Raw genomic sequence first — 21,972 nt, 5'->3', positions numbered from 1 at the left:
GAACAACCGTTAATATATCTAGAATTATATATGAACAACTGTTAATAATAGCTTATTCAAAAAGAACAACTGTTCATATATTATTTTTCTTTAGTGAACAGTTGTTCTTGTATCATTTTAAACGAAAAGCAAAGAAGATTCTAGTAATATTTCGTAGGTACAACAGATAGTGACTTGATGAATTTCAAGAGGAAAGTCCGAGCTGCTATAAGAAAGTGTTCCATTTAACTAATGGCCGTAGTAATACGAGGGAAAGTGCAACAGAGAGCAGACTTCTATCATTTATGATAGTAAAGGTGAAAGGGCGGTGTAAGAGACCACCAGTCTCTATAGTAATATAGAGAGCTTGTAAACCCAACATGGCAGCAAGAAACAGATGGTCAGCTTCTTAATTGTAGAGAGATGTAGAAATACATGGTATCTGCTTATGCTACTGTTTCGCTAGAGTTACTATGTAAATAGTAAAGTAGATTAATACTATCAAAACAAAACTCGGCTTATAGTTGTACCTACTTCTTTAAAAGTCTTATTTTAGGGTTTATTATCATTTTTTAAATTGTTACCTATTTGTTGCAAATGCCATTATTAAATAAATAAAATTAGCTCCTGCGCGAATGTTTTAAATCAATCAGCTTTATATAACTATCCATATTTAAAAGTAGTAAAGATATATTTTATTGTATTAACGACTATTTTGCTCACAAGAGAGTTCAGTTTTTGTTTTGAGGATAGACTGTAACTGATGGGTTATGTAGCATAGATGTTGTTGAATCAGATTATTTCAAACAGAACCCATGATATTCTTTAATATTTATGCAATAAATCATATTTATTTTTTATTATCTGTTTTCATAAGCAACTCTTGTCTGGATTCTACTGTCTGTGTAGCCACGACCGACTGTAAAATGGTATAGAGTTTGAAAGCGATTATCTCTTAATCCTAGCATGTTGTGAACCAAATCATCTAAAAAGCATCCAATTCCAGTTCCTTTTAATCCGATAGAGGTGGCTTCAAGATAAAGCTGTTGGCCAATAGCACCACACTCCCAATGAAGTTCTTTATATCTATGGGCGCCATGAGCTTGTAGTTGATCTGAAAAACTACATAACATCCCAAGGCTAAAGGCCCCATCACTAGCTATCTCTTGCGAGCAACTTACCGCTTTAGAGCTCACTCTTAAATCTCTCTCTTCTAATAGAAAAAGGTTCTTAAGTTCACTCTCTTGCCATTTGAATGATGGGTATGTATGCTCTTTGAGCGCTTCTTTATCCGCGCTGTTTCTAACTAAAATATATAGACCCTCTTTGTACTCTTCTACTCTATGCACAAATAAAACCAAGTGAGCCGAATTTTCTTTGCCATCAAGTGAACCATAAACACTTTTTAGAATCGTATGAAACTGCTTTTTTGTTATAAGAGAAGTCTCGGCTTCCATAACATGAACGCTTCTTCTGTTTATGATGACTGCTTTAGACTCCATTGTTGGTTCTCTTAAGACTTTGCTTTGTTGCACACTCTTTTGAGGTACTTGCATAACAGAGGTTGCATTTTCTACTTTTGGGATTATCTCCCACTCTTGCATTTTAGAGCTTAGCTTGTTTGCGATGCCATCATACCTTAATGGAAGGTTCTCTAACAACGATTCGATGCTAAGCGAAGAGCTAACATTTTCTGTAGAGACAACAAGGAGCATATCTGCGATTTCGCTCTCAAAAAATCTATTTTCCTGCTTAAGTCCTAGTAGATAATTGAGATCCTTATCACAAATATTATCAAGTCTTGTCAGTTTCCAACCTAGCATTTTGGCAGAAATCGTAAGAGCTTGCATGGCGTGACCGGCATCTAGATTTGTATATCTAAATGCTCGCTCACCATATTTCCAAACCTCTCTCCATGAAATGCTAGAGAGCCCAACTAAAAAGCTACCATCTGGTAGCTCATCCCAAAAAGAAGTCTCAAATTCCGCCAAAATATCAAGTCCATGATTTTTTGGAGTATAGTGAAAGATTGTGCTTTTGCTGTTTTGTTCTTCAAGTACTGGAGGCAAAATCACATATGCTTCCGTTGGCTGTAAATTGCCACTAGAGGCGTTACATCTGAGCGCCCATGAACTTTCTCCAGAAACTTTCCAAACAGCAATTCCCATAGAAAACTGTAAAAGCTGAGATAGCGACTCTCTGACGAGCGGTGCACATGGTAAATCTGAGTCTAGCAGATGATAAGGAGGAGTTGTATTTTCTAGCGCCAAAGGCAAAACTATATTTTTTGCGCCGTTATAGCTTCTAAATGGATCCGGTTGAGTAGCCCAATCCATATAGCCAACAGAGCGAGCATACTTCTGTTGTGAATGTTTTGTATCTTCGTGATAGAAAAAGAGTGTTTGTAAGTTTTTATTCATGCAACAATTTTAATTGTTTTTTCTTAAACTATTTAGATGAAAAAATATGGTTAAATAATTTTAACTTACTTTTCTATTTTGGAGATATTGGAAAATGAAAGTTACTTATTGTTTTCTACAAATTTAGCGTGAACTTCTCGTGTTAAAGACTCTATATGTAGGCTTAATTCTTTAGTAAATTCAGTTAATTCTGTATTTTTTTGAAGTAGCTCAAGTAGGCGTGCTGTTTGTTCGCTTTCATAAACTTCACGCTCTTTGCTCTCCTGTGCGATAGCTTCTCTATGTTTTGCATCTGCTTCAGAATTTGCTTTGTCTCGTTCTGCTTGACGCGTTTGTGCTAAGAGTATGAGAGGTGCTGCATATGCGGCCTGAAGGCTAAATGCAAGATTTAGAAGAATAAATGGGTATTGGTCAAATTTTGTAAACCCTAAAACATTTATGGTGATCCATAATGCAACGATGGCTGTTTGTGCAACTAGAAAAAAAGGTGTTCCAAAAAACCGCGCAAAAGCTTCTGCTTTTAAAGAGAACCAATCATTTCCAAATGTAGATGAAAGGTAAGAGTGAGGCAGATGAAAGCGAAAATAGTGATTTTTTGCTTTTTGTTTTTCTGAATCTTCAATATTCACTACATGCTCCTTGATAATTAAAATATTTAATTCGATATACTATTTTAGAAACATTATATATGACTTTAGTGGAGATTTACCAATTAAAGCCCAATTTAGTAAAATCTGTTTAATGCACCATATATCTGTGAAGGTGTATAACTTTGGCTATGATTGCAGCTACATATGCCTCGTTCAGAGAAAAAAAGGAAAAACAACAGTGCTTAAAATGATGATAGGATTTTTTAAAGATCTATGGAAGTATCGACGCCAAGTAAAAAAACAAGATAAGTGGATGCAAAAATATATAACACAGAAAAACTACGCTCTCAATCCTAGCTGGATGATGAGCACAAACCTTAAGGTATGGTTGAGTGATATGGAAGCAACTTTTGGACAACGCTTTTGTCCATGTTTTGAACCATCAAGTGATCCAGTGTTAAATAGAAAAATGATGTGTCCTTGTGAATTTGTTGAAGATGAGATTAGGGAGTATGGAACATGTCATTGTGCTCTGTTTGGTAGGGCTGATTTGGACAAAGCGGGCTGGAATGCTTCATCAAAAAGATTGATGCAAGAGTATCAAGTACCATTGAACCTAAAAGATGGTGTGCTTGACGCAAGAGGCAAACCACTGGATCCTCGACGAAATTTACCTATCCCAGACGCGATGCATCAGCTAAAATCTGCTCTAAATAGTTATGGCGGGAACTCTTTAAAGATAATTGTCTCCACAAAACAAGAAGTTCTAAATTTGGAGAAAATAGCCTCTTACCGTAACTATAAATTTACACAAGCAGAGCATCAAGACCATCATGAAGTAACACTACAACTTAAAGATTAGTAGCTATAAGTGATAAATAATAAGTCTAAATTTTTTCTCTTTACGGATGGCAGTATAAATCCACAAACGCATGTTGGTTATGGAGCTTATCTCTTTCTGAGCGAAAATCAGCTGAATCTTGCAGTATCTATGAATGATGTGAAAATAAAGAGATTTGAAAACAGTAACTCCTCAAAGCTTGAACTTGAAACTCTTTTGTGGGCTTTAGGTGAGATTAGTCTCGATGGCTGTAAGCTCACCATCTATACGGATTGTCAAAATACAATAAGCCTAAAAGATAGGCGAGAGCGCTTTAAAAAAAATGATTATATGAGCAAAACAAACAAGCGCATAAAAAATCATGAGATATATAGAGAGTTTTTTAAAGCAATTGATGCTATTGATTGTGAGTTTGTAAAAGTAAAAGGGCATAAAAAGAAAGAGAATAAAGATAAAATTGATAAAATATTTACTTTTGTTGATATAGCCTCAAGAACTGCTCTAAGAAAACTGTATCCACATAAACAAACAACACCCCTTTAGACTTGTTATATAAAAGAGATTGTGAGTTTATATAGCAATTGGTGTTTGATTTTCTTAAACTATACACAAAATAAAAGCCACTCTTTTTTATCTAGCTTCTTTTAATATTTCTAATGGTAAAAGCTTGTTATGAAATTTTCAAACTTAAAACTAACCACACCATACTTAAATCTTGAACCTATTTTCTACTGTGAAGTGGAGCCATCACCTCTAAAAAATCCATTTGTAATCTCTGTCTCAGACGATGCCGCAAGGCTTTTAGGAGTTGATGAGGAGTTGATGCTTGATGATAAATTGTTGGAGATAATTAACGGTACAAAAAAGCTAAAAGGTTCAAAACCGTTTGCCATGTGTTATGCCGGACATCAGTTTGGCTACTTTGTTCCACGCTTGGGTGATGGAAGAGCTATAAATCTTGGCAAAGTGAATGGGCAGAATTTGCAACTCAAAGGTGCAGGACAGACGCTCTATTCTAGGCATGGAGACGGGCGAGCGGTTTTGCGTTCTAGCATAAGGGAGTATCTTATAAGTGAGGCTATGTATGGGCTTGGAATTGCCACTTCTAGGGCCTTGGCAATTATCGGAAGTGATAGTGATGTTGCTAGACAAACTTGGGAAAAGGGTGCCATAGTGCTTCGTCTCTCTCCAACTTGGATCCGTTTTGGGACATTTGAGTATTTTTATGCAAAAGGTGATTATGAGAGACTGCAGCTTTTGGCTGATTATGTTATAGGTGAGTCATTTGCACATCTGAAAAACACAAAAAATTTATATCTTGAGATGTACAAGCAGATAGTGAAAAACACAGCCGCAACCCTTGCTCATTGGCAAAGCGTAGGCTTTAACCATGGAGTTATGAATACAGACAATATGTCTATTGATGGACGAACAATTGACTATGGACCTTTTGCGTTTTTGGATGATTATGAGTCCAATTATGTTTGCAATCATACGGACACAGAGGGCAGATATAGTTTTAAAAATCAACCTGGAATCGCTCATTGGAATCTTGCCAAACTTGCAAATGCACTCTCGCCAATTATAAACTATGAACACTCTTTGGAAGTGCTGGAAGAGCATTTTGGCACTACTTATGAGAGTAAATATTTAGAGCTCATGTATAGAAAAATGGGACTTTTTGACACTAAAGAGGGTGATATAGATCTGTTAAAGCTGATGCTTAGTTCACTAGAGAGAGCAAATATTGATTTTTCCATGTTCTTTTATAAGCTATCAACTTATAGTGGTAAAAAAAAGTATATTTTAGAGATAGCAGTTTTTCAAGAACCACTGCAAGAGTGGCTTGAGTCTTATGATGAGAGGTTAAGATGTGAGAGTTTACGGCAAGATAGACGCCATGAAGAGATGCTAAAAGTAAATCCAAAATATGTACTGAAAAATCATATCTTGCAAGAGGCGATAGAAAAAGCAGAGAGACATGATTTTGGTATGGTAAACGATTTGCTAAAGGTTGCACTCAATCCCTTTGGCGAGCATAAAGATTTGGAGTACTTGGCAAAACCAACGCCACTAAGCTCTAAAAATATCAAACTGAGCTGTTCTTCATAGAGGTGCAAATAGAGCTGTTTAACCTCTATTTTTTACAAAAAAACTTAAAATAGAAACCTTTGATTGTTCTAATATCCACTCTACTTATAGCCAAGGAGCCACTCTCTATTTTACCGCTTGTAACGGTAGTTCCAGCGGCTATCATGACATTGTCTTCTATGATTAAAGGTGCCACAAGTTGGCTATCACTTCCAACAAAAACATTTTTGCCTATGATGGTTTTGTACTTTTTGATGCCGTCATAGTTACAAGTAATAACGCCTGCACCAATATTTGTCCCCTCATTAACTTCTGAGTCGCCAATATAACTTAGATGACCAGCTTTTACGCTCTTGAGTGAGCTTTTTTTAATCTCTACAAAATTTCCTATATGTGTATCTTCAATATACGAAGCAGGGCGTATATGCGCCATTGGACCGATGTCTGAGTTTTTTATAATGCTATCCTCAATAACGCTGTGAGCTTTTATATGAGACTCTTTTATGAGAGTGCTTCCAGTTATCCGACATCCATTCTCAACAATACACTCACCCTCAAAAACTACTCCCTCTTCGATGTAAATAGTTTGAGGAAGTTGCATTATGACGCCGTTTTCCATCCACTCTGCTTTGATTTTATTCTGCATTAAAACCTCACTATCAGAGAGGTCTTTTTTTGAGTTCACTCCCTTAAAATGCTCTTCATCAACTAAAAGAGGAGTTATTTTTAACCCATCTGCTCTTGCCATAGAGATAACATCCGTCAAATAGTACTCTTTTTGAACATTATCATTTTTTAGCAGTGGGATATATTTCTCTAAAATGGTTTTAGAAAAGAGATAAATCCCTGCATTTACGGTTGTTATTTTTAATTCATCCGCTGAAGCATCTTTTTGCTCAACTATCTTTTGAGCCTCGTCATTTTGTATGATAACACGACCGTATCCATCCGGGTTTTGTAGGTCAAAAATTGACATAATAATATCGCTTGATTTGTTTAGAAATCCTTCTAATGAGGACGCAACAACAAGTGGCATATCGCCGTTTAAAACTAAAACTTTCTCATTTTTAACAACGACACCTTTCATCGCTCCGCCAGTTCCTGGGAAATTTTGTGCATCTTGGGTTACAAAGTTTATATCATCAAAATATCTGCCCATCTGCTCGACTACAGCCTCTTTTTGATGTGCAACAACAACTGTTACATCACTGCTTACTTCTCTAGCTGTTTTTATGATGTGATAAAGCATCTCTTTGCCACAAACTGTGTGTAAAACCTTTGCTTTTGGCGATTTCATGCGACTACCTTTTCCAGCCGCTAAAATTACTATACTTATACTATCTCTATTCATTTTATTTCCATTTTATTTGATGGTAAAAGTATATCTTTTTGAGGCTTGTAATTGAAATTAAAATATAAAAAACTCTCCCTTTAATGATTAGCCTAATAATTTTGTGGTATTATTGCCAGATTTTTAAAGCTCAGATTATTTTAGTGAGCAAGATTGAACAGTCCTGATTTTATGGACAATAAACAAGGCAATAGGTAAGTGATGTTAAGAATTATTCTTCTAGTTTTAGCCATAAATATTGCTCTTTTTGCTGCTAATTCGCCAGTTATTCCTACTATGAATTTTGAGTTATCTGCTCCAAACAGCCCACAACAGCTTGTGAGTTCACTAAATGTTTTAGTTCTTTTAACTATCCTCTTTTTAGCACCGAGTATGGTTTTGGTTATGACAACTTTTACAAGATTTGTTATTGTCCTTGGTTTTTTACGCCAAGCTATGGGAACGCAACAAGTTCCACCTACACAAATTTTAGTTATGCTTGCTATGATTTTGACATTTTTTGTGATGGAGCCAGTTGGGACAAAAGCTTATCAGGACGGGATTAAGCCATATATAGAAGAGAAAATGGGTTACGAAGAAGCTTTTGATAAAACAACTTTGCCATTTAAAAATTTTATGATTAGAAATACAAGAGAGAAAGATTTGGCTCTTTTTGTAAGAATCAGAAAGATGGAAAATCCAAAAACAGTAGCCGATGTGCCACTCTCTGTAATCATCCCTGCTTTTGTAATTAGTGAGCTTAAAACATCATTTGAGATAGGATTTTTACTATTTTTACCATTCTTGGTAATTGATATGGTTGTTGCATCTATCCTCATGTCAATGGGTATGATGATGCTTCCTCCAGTTATGATTTCGCTCCCCTTTAAGATACTTATTTTTGTTCTGATAGATGGTTGGAATCTCATTATCGGTAATCTTATTGCCTCCATCAAGTAAGAATATGAATTGTAAATATTTTGGAAAATGCGGTGCCTGCGTTATTTATGAGGGCGACTATGACTCTTCTTTGAATCAAAAACTGCTTTTAAATCAGCAGAGGTTTAAATCTTTTTATGATGGTGAAATATCAGTTTTTAGATCACAAACAGCACATTACAGATCTAGAAGTGAGTTTAAAATCTGGCATACTGGGGAAGAGATTAGCTATGCTATGGGCAATCTAGAGAAGAATGGCTCTATTTTGATTGATGAGTGTCCTCAGGTAAATCAGTTTATTTTTGAGTTAATGCCGAAACTTTTGCTTGAAATCAGAAGTGAAAATATCGACTTTAAGCTCTTTGGTGTTGACTTTTTAAGTTCAAGTAGTGGTGAGATTGTCGTATCTTGTCTTTATCATAGAACTCTTGATTCGTTATGGCAAGAGACAGCTACTAAAATCTCAAAGAAGTTAAATATCTATATCATAGGTAGAAGTAGAGGACAAAAAGTTGTAATTGGGCAGGATTACATTACCGAGACGCTAAATATTCAAAATAGAAAATATCAATTTAGACATATTGAAAACAGCTTCACACAGCCAAATGCACAAGTAAACGAGCAGATGGTTTCGTGGGCGCTAGAGAATCTCTCAAGCGTTGGTGGGGATTTACTTGAGCTATATTGTGGGGCTGGAAATTTTACAATCCCATTTGCAGATAAGTTTGAGAAAGTTTTAGCAACGGAGATATCAAAATCATCAATCAATGCCGCCAAAGAGAATATGCGATTAAATGGTGTGCAAAATATAGAGTTTGTGAGAATGAGTTCAGAAGAGTTTGTAGATGCACTTGATGGCGTAAGAGTTTTTAATAGAATGAGTCATGTTGATATTAATACATATGATATCAAAAGTATCTTTGTTGATCCCCCAAGAAGCGGGATGAATGAGCTAACTTGTCAATTCGCATCTAGGTATGAGTATATACTTTATATATCTTGTAATCCAGAGACACTATATAGAGATTTGGAGGTTTTGTCTAAGACACACGAGGTCTTAGAGATGGCTCTTTTTGATCAATTTCCATATACGCACCATGTTGAAATGGGTGCAAAACTAATTAAAAAAGGAAAAATCAGATGAAAATATTATTTATATTTATATTTTTACTATCATCACTCTACTCAGATGAAGCACAAAGGATTGAGACTATCATTAAAGATATTGCTCAGTTAAGAGGTGATTATGAGAAGTGCCAAGCTAAATTGCAAAGCAAAGAGTCTCTTAGTGCTCAAAGTAGAAGTTATGTTGCTCCAAAAATAAAAGAAGATAGCTCTAAGAGCAGAGAGTTACTTGCAAGAATTAATAAATTGGAGAAAACAGTAAAAGAGCAAGAAAAACTTTTAAAAACCAAAGAAAATAGAATAAACAATCTAATAAATGAGCTAAAAATTTGTAGTTCTAAAGCAAATACAGAGCAAAAAAAACATAAAAATGAGCTTGAGCATCAAAAAAATATAGCAAAAATTGAGAATTTTAAATTTGCAAATAGAGAACAATCTAAAGAGAAGATAGCAAAAAAAGAGCAGCAAAAAGTGCTAGAAAAAACAGTTGTTCAAAACAAAACAGTTAAAAAAGAGCAACCAAAGTTAGATGAAAAAGTGGTGCCTCAGAAAAGTATGGCAAAAAAAGAACAACTAAAATCAATTGAAAATATTCAACCTAAAGAGAGTGAAACAAAAAAAGGACAGCTGAAACTGGTTGAAAAAACTTTGCCAGAAGAAGATGTTTTGAAGAAATTACAAGATGTAGCAGATAAACATCGCCCAGAAAATAGTTCTAAAAAAGTAAATGAGAGCATAAAAAGCTCACAACTGCAAGGAGTAATAAAATTTGAACCGACATCTTTTCGCTTAAATGCCAGAAGTTCTATTTTTAATGCAATTAATGGTACCAAGGTTGATGAGTGGGAAAAGGATAGAACATTTACTTCTAATCAAAAAACAGATAATTGGATTAAAATAACTGGCTATTTTATTGATAGAAAGTGGCAAAGCACGGGCGAACAGATGTGGATAAGAGAAAAAGATGTTTTTAAAAAAAATATTTCAGATAATATAATTTCACAAAATAAATAAAAGATTGATATGAAAAAGATTTTAATAGTCAGTAATAGCGATACATCAAAATATTTTTTAGATAGGGTACTAGAGACATATATCAGTGATAATATGTACTATATTATAGAAGCAAAAGCCAAAAATTATAAAGATGTAAACCCATCTCGCTTTAAGTTTTATGAGTTTGATCCAACAAACTTTTACAAGTTATCAAACCTACTTAAAATGGATTTTACTCAAATAATTGTACTTATGGATGATATGCTTGAGATGCAGTATATTTTAAAGAATATTAGAACAGTTAGAAAAACAGTTAGAATCATAGTTTTAAACAAGTGGAGCATTGAGAATGAGGACCCTAATACGGTTTTTATAAATTCAGATGAAATCTTAGCTCAAAAACTTCTCAACTATCTGCCAAATGTTCCAATAATAGCGCAAAATATTGGAATGGGCGAGGGTGAAATAATGGAAGTTTTAGTTCCATTTGGAAGCTCATTTGTTTATCGCCATATTGGAGTTATAGAGCAGAAAGATTGGAGAATTGTCGCGATATATAGAAATAAAAAACTTATTTTTCCGAATCGTAGAAGGATGATTCAGCCGAACGACCTGCTTTTGCTTATGGGAGAACCAGCTGTTTTAAAGTCTGTTTATCTTGCAATAAAAAGAGAGCTTGGTCAGTTTCCAGAACCATTTGGTTCAAATATTTACCTCTATATTGATATGAATCTTCTAAATCTAGAAAGTGCTGAAAAACTAGTAAGAAGGGCGATGCTTATACATGAGAAACTTGGCAAAAAGCTCATTATAAAAATAGTAAATCCTGGGCATATTGAGACTATTTGGAAAATAAAAGAGTACAGAAGCAGTGAAGTTATTGTTGATATAGAGTATGCCTTTGAAAACCTAAAAGAGAGATTTCTTAGTGATATAAAAACTCTACACATAGGGTTGGTTATTGTCTCAAAGGAGCACTTTAGAGATGAAAAAAGCAGACAAACACTGTATGAAGCAAATGTACCTGTTTTTAAAATCGCCGATAAAGCACTATCTTCAATAAAAGATGTCTCTATAATACTTGGTGAAGATAGAGAAATTGAGAATATCTCTTCAACTATTTTTGATGCTTCTGCTCAAATGGGTCTCAATATAGAGCTTTATAATTATCTCAACGAGCATCAAGAGGAAAAAGAGCAGGTTATTGAACATTTTAATAATCTATCATCAATTTTTTCAAAGAGCATTAAAGTTGTACAAGGTAGTGAAAATCCAATCAAGGCGCTGAGAAAAAGAGATAATTTTATACAGATTTTATCCTTTTCAAAAAGCATTACGGAGTCAAGATTATCTTCACTATTGTCAACAAACAGCGAAAAGTTATACTATAAGTTTGATGACTATCATCAGATTTTTATTCCTACTCAGATGTAATATTGAGCCCAATAAGTAATAAGTAAATATAGTTCAAAAATTCTAATATCTGTATTGTTGCTATAGACTTACAGGCTGGTGATTTGTTGATACTACTTCAAAAATAGATCTGCACACCATTTTAAAGCAGTACTATAAAAATTAATCAGATAATTAAATATAAAAATAGCTATTTTGTTTTATGTGAAAATTGCACCCGATTTTAGAATTGGTAAAATAAATTTCACTAAAAATTTAAGCTATTGCAGAGTTTAGAATGTTTCACTTTTTAACAACTGTTTTATATATTTTTGTTAGAATGGTTTGGTATATTTTAATTTTTATAGGAGTTTTTATGGCACTTAAAGTAGCAATTAATGGTACGGGGCGAATAGGGATTATTGTAGCTAAAATTATTTCACAACGAAGTGATGTTGAGCTTGTTGCTCTTAATACAACGGCGAAGCCAGAGATGCTTGAGTATTTGTTAAAATTTGACAGTGTCCATCGTGGTGTTGATGCAAAAGTAGTTGATGCAAACACTATTGCCATAGCTGGTAGAAATGTTAGGATGTTTTGTGAACGCGATATTAGCAAAGTTGATTTTGGTGGCACTGGAGCAGAGGTTGTGATTGAGTGTACTGGTGTATTTTTAGATCAAGTGAGTTGTCAAAAACATCTAAGAAATGGTGTGCGCAAAGTTGTAATGTCGGCCCCAGCAAAAGATGATTCGCCAACCTATGTTTTGGGTGTAAATTCAGATAACTACAAAGGAGAGGCAATTATTTCTAATGCAAGCTGTACAACCAACTGCCTAGGACCAATCTGCAAGGTTCTTGATGACGCTTTTGGAATTGAAAATGGTCTTATGACAACAATACACTCCTATACTAACGATCAAAACATCTTAGATACAAAACACTCTTCTGATCCTCGCAGAGCTCGTGCAGCAGCACTAAATATGATTCCTACATCGACAGGAGCAGCAAAAGCTATTGGCAAAGTTATGCCACAGCTTCTTGGAAAATTAAATGGCTATGCGATGCGCGTGCCGACGCCAGATGTCTCTGTTGTTGACCTGACGGTAAATCTTAAAACCAATGTAACAAAAGAGGAGATTGATGTCGCATTTAACACTGCTGCAAATGGGATGCTAAAGGGTCTTCTTGAAGTAGATAGTGATAAGCGAGTGTCATGCGACTTTATAGGATCAACTTATAGCTCAACTTATATCCCAGATATGACCAGCGTTGTTGATGGAAAGACAGTTAAAGTTTTAGCATGGTATGACAATGAGTGGGGATATAGCAGTCGCCTTGTGGATATGACGGTTCTTATAGGAAATCATTAATGCTGTACTTCACAAACCATTTTGATACAGCATTGATTGATCCTTTGTTGCTAGAGAAGGGGTTTGAGGCACTTAGATATGAGGCCAATAGCAATCAGGTTGGATACTATAATCTTCCAGTAGTGTCACAAGCTTTTGTTGCTGAAGCATCTCTTTTGCGTAGTGAGATTGATAAAGAGATTAACACAATTGCTATTATTGGAATTGGTGGCTCTTCGCTTGGGATTAAAGCAATAGAGCGGCTGCTTCGTCCAAGCACTCCAAATACAAAAAAAATTATCTATCTTGAAAATTCTGATCCAGTTAGTATTCAGCATGAAATTTCAGAGATTGACCCAAAACGAACTCTTTTTATTATTGTTTCTAAATCTGGCGCAACCATAGAGACTCTTTCTATCTTCAAATATCTTATTGTAATATTTACTCTTATTGTTAAGGATTCAGAACAGATTTTAGTGATTAGTGACGAAGATTCGATTCTCTCTCGTTTTGCAGATGAGAACCATTTACGCCGTTTTGTGATTCCTCATAATGTAGGAGGTCGTTTTTCAGTCTTGAGTGCTGTTGGAATTGTGCCATTAACGATAGCTGGATTTGATACTCAAAAATTGTTATTGGGAGCACAATCTTTTTTAGAGAGTTTTTGGAGTAGAAAAGAGGATCATCTTCTGCAAAAATCAGCCTATTATGTATCAAATAGTGAGCGATTTCCCATAAATGTTCTCTTTGCTTATTCTGATATGTTTGAAGAGTTTGGAAAATGGATGGTGCAACTTTGGGGCGAATCGTTAGGAAAACGAAACCGCAATGGAGAGCGTGTTGGTCTAACGCCAATCGCATTAATCGGTTCGGTAGATCAGCACTCTTTTTTACAGCTCATAATAGATGGCCCATTAAATAAGACAGTGACTTTTATGCACATAGCGCACTCCATGGAAGAGTTGATGATACCAAAATTATCGCTAAAGTATTTAGAAAAGTCAGATTTTCTTAATGATCACTCATTTAATGAGCTTATTAATGCTCAGTGTATGGCAACTATGCAGAGTGTTATCGAGGACGGTGTGAGTGTTGATGAGATTCTTTGGAGCCAGATTAATGAGCAAACAGTAGGAAAGATGGTGATTTACTATGAACTTCTTACCTCTGCTAGTGGTGCTTTATTTGAGGTAAACACATATGATCAGCCTGGTGTTGAACTCGGAAAACAAATCTTAGCAAATCATTTCAAAAATTAAACAGACAATAAAGTTCACCTCTTTAATCTCTATGAGATGAGACAAAAATAAGCAGTATCTATTGTTATATGCAGTGTTTTTTAATATCTAACATCAAAATGAGATAAATTTATATACAATAGGTTTATAAGATTAAATAATAAAAGTGAGAAAATATGATTCTGAACGACTATGAAATAGATTCAAAATATGCTACTAGTGTTGCCTATTTTTCAATGGAGTTTGCCATTGAGCAAGCACTAAAAATTTATTCAGGTGGTCTGGGGTTTTTGGCTGGATCACATATGCGAAGTGCTTATGATTTGCGTCAAAATATAACTGGCGTTGGTATCTTATGGAGCTATGGCTACTATGATCAATCACGAAATGAGGATGATAGCCTTAGGGCTGAGTTTATTAGAAAGAATTACTATTTTTTACAAGACCTTGGAGTTAGAGCAACAGTAAATATTCACTCAAAAGATGTGCATATTAAAGCTTTTTATCTTCCGTCTGATGTGTTTGGTTCTGCTCCACTTGTACTGCTCTCTACGGATATTCCTGAGAATGATTTTCTATCTCGTACAATCACACATAAGCTCTATGACGCCAACGAGGATACTCGCATCTCCCAAGAGATTGTACTTGGAATAGGTGGAGTGAAAGTTCTAGAATCTCTAAGACAAAAAATTGATATTTATCATATGAATGAAGGACATGCACTGCCTTTAGTCTATGAGCTTTATGCAAAATATCGTGATATTAATGAAGTTAAAAAACGAGTTGTTTTCACAACACACACCCCAGAAGACGCCGGAAATGAACAGCATAATATTAATCTCTTGCATAAATTTGGTTTTTTTAATGGCCTAGATTTAGAAACTGTGCGCTCAATTACAATGGTGCATGGCGATATGTTTAACTTAACGGTTGGGGCATTAAGATTATCTAAGATTACAAATGCCGTATCAAAATTTCATGGTGAAGTTGCAAATCGTATGTGGCAAAATTGTGAGGGCAAATCAGAAATCATCTATATCACCAATGCTCAAAATCGTCGTTTTTGGACAGATAAACTAATGATTTCTGCTCTTGATGAGTATGAAGATTATGCTCTTATTGGGCGAAAAAAGCATCTTAAACATCTGCTTTTTAACCTTGTTGCCAATCAGACAGGAAAAGTTTTTGATCCTGATGTTTTGACAATTGTTTGGGCTCGTCGTTTCGCTGAATATAAGCGCCCAGGGTTATTAAAATATGATTTTGACAGGTTTAGAACTCTTATGGAGCGAACCGATAAAAAAGTACAGGTAATTTGGGCGGGAAAACCTTACCCATTTGACACAAGTGCCATTAATGCGTTTAATGAACTTCTGCATATTAGTCGTAACTTTAAGAATATGGCGGTATTAGTTGGTTATGAATTAGAGTTGTCAGCCATACTTAAAAAAGGTGCTGATGTCTGGCTTAATACACCGCGAGTTTCTCGTGAAGCAAGCGGCACTAGTGGGATGACTGCAAGTATGAATGGAGCTGTTCACTTCTCTACAGATGATGGATGGCATCCAGAGTTTGCTAAAAATAGAATAAATGCCTTTACTATACCAACAACCAGTAATAATATTAGCATTGAAGAACAAGACTACCTTGACAATAAAAATATGATGGATATTCTTGAGAATGAAATCATACCAATATACTATAATCATTTAGATCAGTGGACACAGATAATGAAAGCAGCAATGACTGATGTTATCCCTGCGTTTGATTCGGGTAGGATGGTATACGAATACTACACTAAGATGTATGACTATAAAGTAAATGCAGAAACTCATCAAGCGGTGTAGTTTTATAAAAATTCTATCAATTAGTTGTTTTAAGAGTGGAATAATGCCATCGTTTGGCGCACAGCTTAAATCAACTATTTAAGAAACATATAACAAAGGTGGCAATGTGATTAATAATATTGTGATAATGAACAGAGTAAAAAGTTTAAGAAATGTTAATGTAAGTGGAAAAAGAGTTTTAATTCGTGTTGATTTTAATGTGCCAATGGATGCGCAATTTAACATCTCTGATGATAGTCGTATTCGCGCGGCACTTCCTACTATTAACTACTGCATTGACAATGATGCTCACTTTATCATTTTAGTGAGCCACTTAGGTCGTCCAAAAAATGGATATGATGAGCGTTATACTCTTAAACATATCCAAAAAAGATTAGAAAATTTGATTCAAAAACGAGTTGAATTTATGGATGATTTAGAGACACTAAAATCACAAAATGTTCAAGATTGTGCTAAGAGAATTTTTTTGCTTGAGAATGTTCGTTTTAATGAAGGGGAAAAAAAGAACGACCCAGAATTTAGTAAGCGCTTAGCAAGTTTGTGTGATATTTATGTTAATGATGCCTTTGGTACTTCTCATCGTCGTGAGGCATCTAACTATGGAATAGCTGATTTTGTTAAAACAAAAGTAGCTGGTTTTTTGATGGTAAAAGAGATTGAAGCATTTGCAAAAGCATTAGAAAAACCAATTCGTCCAACTGCACTTATTGTTGGGGGATCTAAAGTGTCATCTAAAATTACTCTTCTCTCATCTATCATGCCAAAGATTGATAAGTTGGTTATTGGTGGAGCTATGAGCAACACATTTCTGCAAGCACTTGGTTATGATATGAAAGCTTCTTTGGTTGAACCAGATTTTATAGAGACAGCCAAGGAAGTTCTAGAAGAGGCAAAGCAACATAATGTTAGTGTTTATTTACCAGTAGATTTAGTTATTGCTGATTCGATTGATCACCCAGTAGTTATTGAAGTTGCACCTATTCAAGATGTTTTGGACGGGTTCCATGCGGTTGACATTGGACCTGCTACACTTAAGCTTTTTTCTGAGGTAATTGAGCTTTCTAACACAATTATTTGGAATGGACCGATGGGAATTTATGAAAAAAGCCAGTTTTCAAAAGGTACATTCAAGTTAGCTACTACTATTGCTGACTCTTACGCATATAGCATTATTGGCGGAGGAGATACTGCTGATGCTGTCGAGAAGGCTGGTGAGAAAGATAAATTTAGCTTTGTATCGACTGGTGGAGGGGCAAGTTTAGAATTGCTTGAGGGTAAGATTCTTCCTGGATTTGAAAAACTTGACATTAAAGAGGAGGGTTAAACAGATGAAAGCTGTAGTTATGGCTGGTGGATTTGGTACTCGAATTCAGCCACTTACAAACTCTATACCTAAACCAATGTTGCCAATTATGAATCGTCCAATGATGGAGCACACTATTGTGAGCTTGAGAGACTTGGGAGTTAAAGAATTTATTATCTTGCTCTATTTTAAACCAGAGATTATCAAAGAATATTTTGGTGATGGAAGCGCGCTTGGTATCAATATCACATATATTACCCCAGATAGTGATTACGGTACGGCAGGTGCAGTAAAAAAGGCTCAAGAGTATATAGGCGATGAGAGCTTCATAATTATTAGTGGCGATTTGGTTACTGATTTTAATTTTCAAGAAATTTTTGATTATCACAAGGCAAAAAACTCTAAATTAACAATCACACTTACCTCCGTTGAAAACCCGCTTGAATTCGGTGTGGTTATCGCCAATGAAGAGGGTAAAATTGAAAAATTTCTTGAAAAACCAAGTTGGGGAGAGGTGTTTAGTGACACAATAAACACCGGTATTTATATTATTGAACCTGAGATTTTAGACTATATTCCAGAAAATGAAAATTTTGATTTTGCTAAAGATCTTTTTCCGCTTTTGATGCATAAGGGTGTTGACTTGATAGCTGGTTATGCCCAAGGATATTGGCGTGATGTTGGAAATCCAGAGAGCTATCGTGATTTATATGATGATATCTTTAGCAAAAAGATAAAATTTCAACTTAGTGGTAAAGCAATTAAATATCCAGATGGTATATTGCTCTATGATGAAAACACTCAAATTGATAAAAGTGTTGAAATTACTGGAATTGTGCTTATTGGAAAAAATGCAACAATAGAAAAAGGTTCAAAACTTAACAATGTTGTTATGGGAAATAGCGTTCATATTGGCGACTCTTCTAAAATTTCAAATTGTATTATTTGGGATGATGTAGAGATTGGTAAAAATGCAAAGTTAGACGGATGTGTTATCTGCAATAAAAATAAAATTGGGAAAAATGTAACCGCAAGAGCAGGGTTAATTTTAGCTGAAGAGTGTGAGGTGGGGGAGTTAGTTACAATAGAAAAAGATGTAACGATATGGCCTAGCAAAGTAATTGAAGATGCAGCAATCGTTGGTAGAAGTATTATTTTAGGAAGTAAATATAAAAATTCAATCTTTGAATATGGCATGGTTGTTGGAAAATCAAATGTTGAACTCTCATGTGAAATGGCAACAAAACTAGCCGAAGCGTTTGGTGCACAACTCCCGCTCGGTTCTACGGTATTGGTTTCGCGCCATCATGGTAGAAGCTCGCGAATGCTTAAGCGGGCATTTTTGGGTGGTCTTCTATCTGCTGGTGTTAATGTTGTTGATTGTAATGCCATGCTTACAGTTGTTATGCAGAGCAGAATCTCCCTTAATGATAACTATGTAGCAGGTGTTAGCTTCCATCAAAAAATTAATGACCCTACTAGCACTGTGATTACTTTTTATAACAGTGAGGCATTGCGGATAAACAATGAAGTTGCAAAAAAAGTTGAAAAAGCATTTTTCAAAGAGACATTCCGTCGTGTTGAATACTCACAAATAGGACAAATCTACGAGATTGATCAAAAAAAAGAGTATCAAGAGTATAGAAAATCAATAGAGTCAGTACTGCAAGCGCGGCAATTTAAGTGTCATGATTGTCGTATCGCAGTTGATCTTACACATGGACTAGCGGCAGAAATTTTCCCTGATATATTAAATGATTTAGGAATTGAACACATTATGTTTAACTCCTATGAGGATGATAAACGACTTTTAAATATTGACACTCTACTAAAGAGATCATACGAAGATATGGGAGCTGTAGTTAGAGCTCTTCATCTTGATGCTGGATTTATTTTATACCCACATGGACAGCGCTTAGATATAGTTTGTGATAACGGGGTAACACTCTCAAAACAGACAGCACTACATGCAATACTAAGTCTGCTAGACATGGAAGCTAAAGTGTTAGGGACTAAAAAAAGTGTATTTTTACCGACTTGGGCAGCAGATATTATGAGGTTTGAGCATTTGATCATCATATATGGACAATCTTCAAATTTTGAAGTATCTGAGCTAAAAAAATATGATTTGGTCTCTACTGAAAATGGGAATTATACATTTACTGAATTTTCAGCGCATGGTGATTCAATGTACTCAACATTGAAGATTTTAACTATGATTTTAACGCTTGGGCAAAAACTCTCTGATATTGTAAAGTCATTGCCAAAGTTTTTTTACACAACCATTCAACTTGAGTGTCAACAATCACTTAAGGGCAAAATGATGCGAAAGTTCCTTCAGCACGCAAAAGGAAAGAGGTCATCAACACTTAATGGGGTTAAAATATGGCTTGACGAAGATGATTGGATTTTAATGATACCTGATCAATATAACGACAAGCTAAATGTCACTGTTCAAGCCGTAAACGATGAAAAAGGTGAATATTATATGCAAAAATATAGAGAAAAAATCAAGGAGTGGAAGGCATAATGGGAAAGCCGCTTCTTAATCTCTCTTTTTTTTGGCACATGCATCAGCCAGATTACAGGGGACTTGATGGAGTGATGAAGATGCCGTGGGTATTTTTACATGCAATCAAAGACTACTATGAGATGCCGTGGCTACTGAGCGAGTATTTAGGGCTTAAAGCAACTTTTAACCTTAGCGCCTCACTTATTGAGCAGATTAAGCTTTATGATAAACCGATTGAGAATGACTATTTTTTAAGTCTCTGGATACAACATCCATCAATGCTAGATGCCAATGAGCGAGGGTGGCTAATTAAACTTATTGGTGCTATGCAGTTTGAGACGATGGTTCGACCGATAGGCAGATATGCTGAGCTTTACTACAAGAACAATCTAAGTGATGATGAGTTTATTGATTTGGAAGTGGTATTTATTTTGGCATGGTGTGGGAACTATCTACGACTTCATAATACTTATGTGAAGATGTTATTTGAGAAAAAGCAAGGATATACGCAATCCGACAAAACTATTTTGCTCGAATCTCTTGCTGAGTTCATTAAAGGTATACTCCCTTTTTATGGCGAACTTCAAAAACAGGGAGTAATCTCTATCTCAACAACCCCATATTTTCACCCAATATTACCACTATTGCTGGATATGCAAAATGCTTCTTTAGCAAACAGCGCAACAGCACTGCCAAGTGGAGCTTTCTCACTACAAGAAGATGCAAATGAGCAAGTTGAGCGCTCAATTGTACTCTATAAAGATACTTTTGGATGCAATCCAAATGGATTTTGGCCTGCAGAGGGCGCAGTTGATGAAAAAAGTGTTCTAATCTATAAAAAGCATAACATCAAATGGATAGCAACAGATGAAGCTATTTTATACAAATCATTAAACAGATATGACCCATCGGCACACTATCAGCCATATATATTTAATGATGTTGCCATAGCTTTTCGCGACCATGGACTAAGTGATCAAATTGGTTTTGAGTACCGTCATAAAGATGCAAATGAGGCGAGCGGACAATTTATGAATGCACTTGAGCAAATAGCACAAAGTGAAGTTAATCCGACAGTTTGTGTTATCGTTGATGGAGAAAATGCGTGGGAATTTTACGAGAATAATGGATTGAATTTTTTCAAATCCCTCTATGGTTCTCTCTCTTCATCCTCTTGGTGTTCTACGCTAACAATGGATGAAGTTGCATCTCTAAAAACAGCAGGTCATCTTGACGCCCTTGCTCCTGGGAGTTGGATACATGGTACTTTTGATACATGGGCAGGACATCCTGAAAAAAATCGAGCTTGGGAGTTTATATTTGGCGCATATCGTGATATGAAAGAGCACTCAGAAAATATTAGCGATGAAGTTATGAAAGAGATTCGTTATCATCTATTGGCATCAGAGTGTAGTGATTGGTTTTGGTGGTATGGAGAGGATCATTTCACTGGTTTTTCTATCGAATTTGATAAACTTTTTCGTGATCATCTAATTCGTATATATCAACTTTTAGATATTGCTATCCCAAAAGAACTGTTTGAGCCAATCATCTCAAGCATTAAACCAAAACCTTTTTGGATTAAACCAATCAATGCTATTTCACCGACGCTAAGTGGAGGAAAGACACTCTTTTTTGAGTGGATGGGATGTGGTGTGATAGATGAGCGCCACGCTTTTTCAACTATGGATCGCCTGCGTGGCCCAGTTGATATTATGTACTATGGTCTTGATAAGAACAGGATTTATTTTGCGTTAGAGGGGAGTTTCAGTAAGTTTAAGGAACCACAAATTAAAGTGAAGATAGCTGAGTGCAAAGAGACAGTTATAGTGGAGCCAATTATACTAAATAGGCGAGTTGAATTTTCGCTTTCACGAGACTCTTTAGATGGATTAAAGTCTATTCATCTGCGTATTTTTCTTCTAAATGAGGCAAAAACAGTCCAAAGTCTTCCAGGGTTTGGAGTCTTAGAGCTAAATTTAGATGATTATTTTACAACTAACTGGTTTATTTAGGAA

Annotated in this window: 16 protein-coding genes and 1 other RNA gene; 14 read left to right on the top strand and 3 right to left on the bottom strand. The window is 35.3% G+C overall.

The features are described from left to right. Positions 1–154 precede the first annotated feature (154 nt). An RNA gene (gene rnpB / locus PHV22_RS03155) (RNase P RNA component class A) lies at positions 155–516 on the top strand. A gap of 323 nt (positions 517–839) precedes the next feature. On the opposite strand, the gene PHV22_RS03150 is transcribed toward rnpB, so the two are convergent. After that, positions 840–2,399 carry a SagB/ThcOx family dehydrogenase gene (locus PHV22_RS03150; protein ID WP_299945701.1) on the bottom strand — a complete coding sequence of 520 codons (1,560 nt, stop codon included), beginning with the start codon at positions 2,397–2,399 and terminating at the stop codon, positions 840–842. Positions 2,400–2,500: 101 nt separating this feature from the next. After that, entirely contained in the window at positions 2,501–3,028 is a 528-nt protein-coding gene (locus PHV22_RS03145; protein ID WP_295023138.1) for a DUF1003 domain-containing protein, read from the bottom strand. Between the two features lie 112 nt (positions 3,029–3,140). Between PHV22_RS03145 and PHV22_RS03140 the strand changes: the two genes are divergently transcribed. The 3 genes from PHV22_RS03140 to PHV22_RS03130 all read left to right on the top strand — a co-directional run bounded on the left by PHV22_RS03140 (position 3,141) and on the right by PHV22_RS03130 (position 5,942). Next, entirely contained in the window at positions 3,141–3,851 is a 711-nt protein-coding gene (locus tag PHV22_RS03140; RefSeq protein WP_367187068.1) for a ferredoxin-thioredoxin reductase catalytic domain-containing protein, read from the top strand. Positions 3,852–3,860: 9 nt separating this feature from the next. Beyond that, entirely contained in the window at positions 3,861–4,373 is a 513-nt protein-coding gene (locus PHV22_RS03135) for a ribonuclease HI (protein WP_295023139.1), read from the top strand. Positions 4,374–4,502: 129 nt separating this feature from the next. Then, positions 4,503–5,942: a YdiU family protein gene (locus tag PHV22_RS03130; RefSeq protein WP_295023140.1), complete on the top strand. Its 1,440-nt coding sequence runs from the start codon at positions 4,503–4,505 to the stop codon at positions 5,940–5,942. A gap of 25 nt (positions 5,943–5,967) precedes the next feature. Here PHV22_RS03130 and glmU read toward each other — a convergent pair whose 3' ends face one another. Continuing rightward, positions 5,968–7,272: a bifunctional UDP-N-acetylglucosamine diphosphorylase/glucosamine-1-phosphate N-acetyltransferase GlmU gene (glmU, locus tag PHV22_RS03125; RefSeq protein WP_295023141.1), complete on the bottom strand. Its 1,305-nt coding sequence runs from the start codon at positions 7,270–7,272 to the stop codon at positions 5,968–5,970. 201 nt (positions 7,273–7,473) lie between these two features. Here glmU and fliP point away from each other — a divergent pair, with 201 nt between their 5' ends. The 10 genes from fliP (at position 7,474) to PHV22_RS03075 (ending at position 21,969) form a co-directional block, all read left to right on the top strand. Beyond that, positions 7,474–8,211: a flagellar type III secretion system pore protein FliP gene (fliP, locus tag PHV22_RS03120; protein ID WP_295023142.1), complete on the top strand. Its 738-nt coding sequence runs from the start codon at positions 7,474–7,476 to the stop codon at positions 8,209–8,211. Between the two features lie 4 nt (positions 8,212–8,215). Continuing rightward, positions 8,216–9,334 (top strand): tRNA (uridine(54)-C5)-methyltransferase TrmA, encoded by a 1,119-nt coding sequence (gene trmA, locus PHV22_RS03115; RefSeq protein ID WP_295023143.1) that lies wholly within the window; start codon positions 8,216–8,218, stop codon positions 9,332–9,334. Next, positions 9,331–10,329, top strand: a complete 999-nt coding sequence (locus PHV22_RS03110) for a hypothetical protein (RefSeq protein WP_299945693.1) — start codon at positions 9,331–9,333, stop codon at positions 10,327–10,329. The genes trmA and PHV22_RS03110 overlap by 4 nt, the downstream gene beginning before the upstream one ends. Before the next feature lie 9 nt (positions 10,330–10,338). Next, complete coding sequence (locus PHV22_RS03105; protein WP_295023145.1) at positions 10,339–11,745, top strand: COG3400 family protein; 1,407 nt, start codon at positions 10,339–10,341, stop codon at positions 11,743–11,745. A gap of 334 nt (positions 11,746–12,079) precedes the next feature. Continuing rightward, complete coding sequence (gene gap, locus PHV22_RS03100; protein WP_295023146.1) at positions 12,080–13,075, top strand: type I glyceraldehyde-3-phosphate dehydrogenase; 996 nt, start codon at positions 12,080–12,082, stop codon at positions 13,073–13,075. Then, on the top strand, positions 13,075–14,313 hold the full coding sequence (locus PHV22_RS03095) for a glucose-6-phosphate isomerase (RefSeq protein WP_295023147.1): 1,239 nt from the start codon (positions 13,075–13,077) through the stop codon (positions 14,311–14,313). Before gap ends, PHV22_RS03095 begins: the two co-directional genes overlap by 1 nt. A gap of 155 nt (positions 14,314–14,468) precedes the next feature. Continuing rightward, positions 14,469–16,139 (top strand): alpha-glucan family phosphorylase, encoded by a 1,671-nt coding sequence (gene glgP / locus PHV22_RS03090; protein ID WP_295023148.1) that lies wholly within the window; start codon positions 14,469–14,471, stop codon positions 16,137–16,139. 127 nt (positions 16,140–16,266) lie between these two features. After that, a complete protein-coding gene (pgk, locus tag PHV22_RS03085; protein ID WP_295023251.1) occupies positions 16,267–17,463 on the top strand; it encodes a phosphoglycerate kinase in 1,197 nt (398 codons plus the stop codon). Between the two features lie 4 nt (positions 17,464–17,467). Beyond that, positions 17,468–19,972 (top strand): sugar phosphate nucleotidyltransferase, encoded by a 2,505-nt coding sequence (locus PHV22_RS03080; RefSeq protein ID WP_295023149.1) that lies wholly within the window; start codon positions 17,468–17,470, stop codon positions 19,970–19,972. Then, positions 19,972–21,969, top strand: coding sequence for a glycoside hydrolase family 57 protein (locus PHV22_RS03075; protein WP_295023150.1), 1,998 nt, complete (start codon positions 19,972–19,974; stop codon positions 21,967–21,969). The genes PHV22_RS03080 and PHV22_RS03075 overlap by 1 nt, the downstream gene beginning before the upstream one ends. Positions 21,970–21,972 lie beyond the last annotated feature (3 nt).

The organism is Sulfurimonas sp. (assembly GCF_028713515.1).
In the GTDB taxonomy this organism is placed as follows: domain Bacteria; phylum Campylobacterota; class Campylobacteria; order Campylobacterales; family Sulfurimonadaceae; genus Sulfurimonas.
Note: the sequence above shows the minus strand (reverse complement) of the source record. Positions and strands in the feature narration are given on the sequence as shown.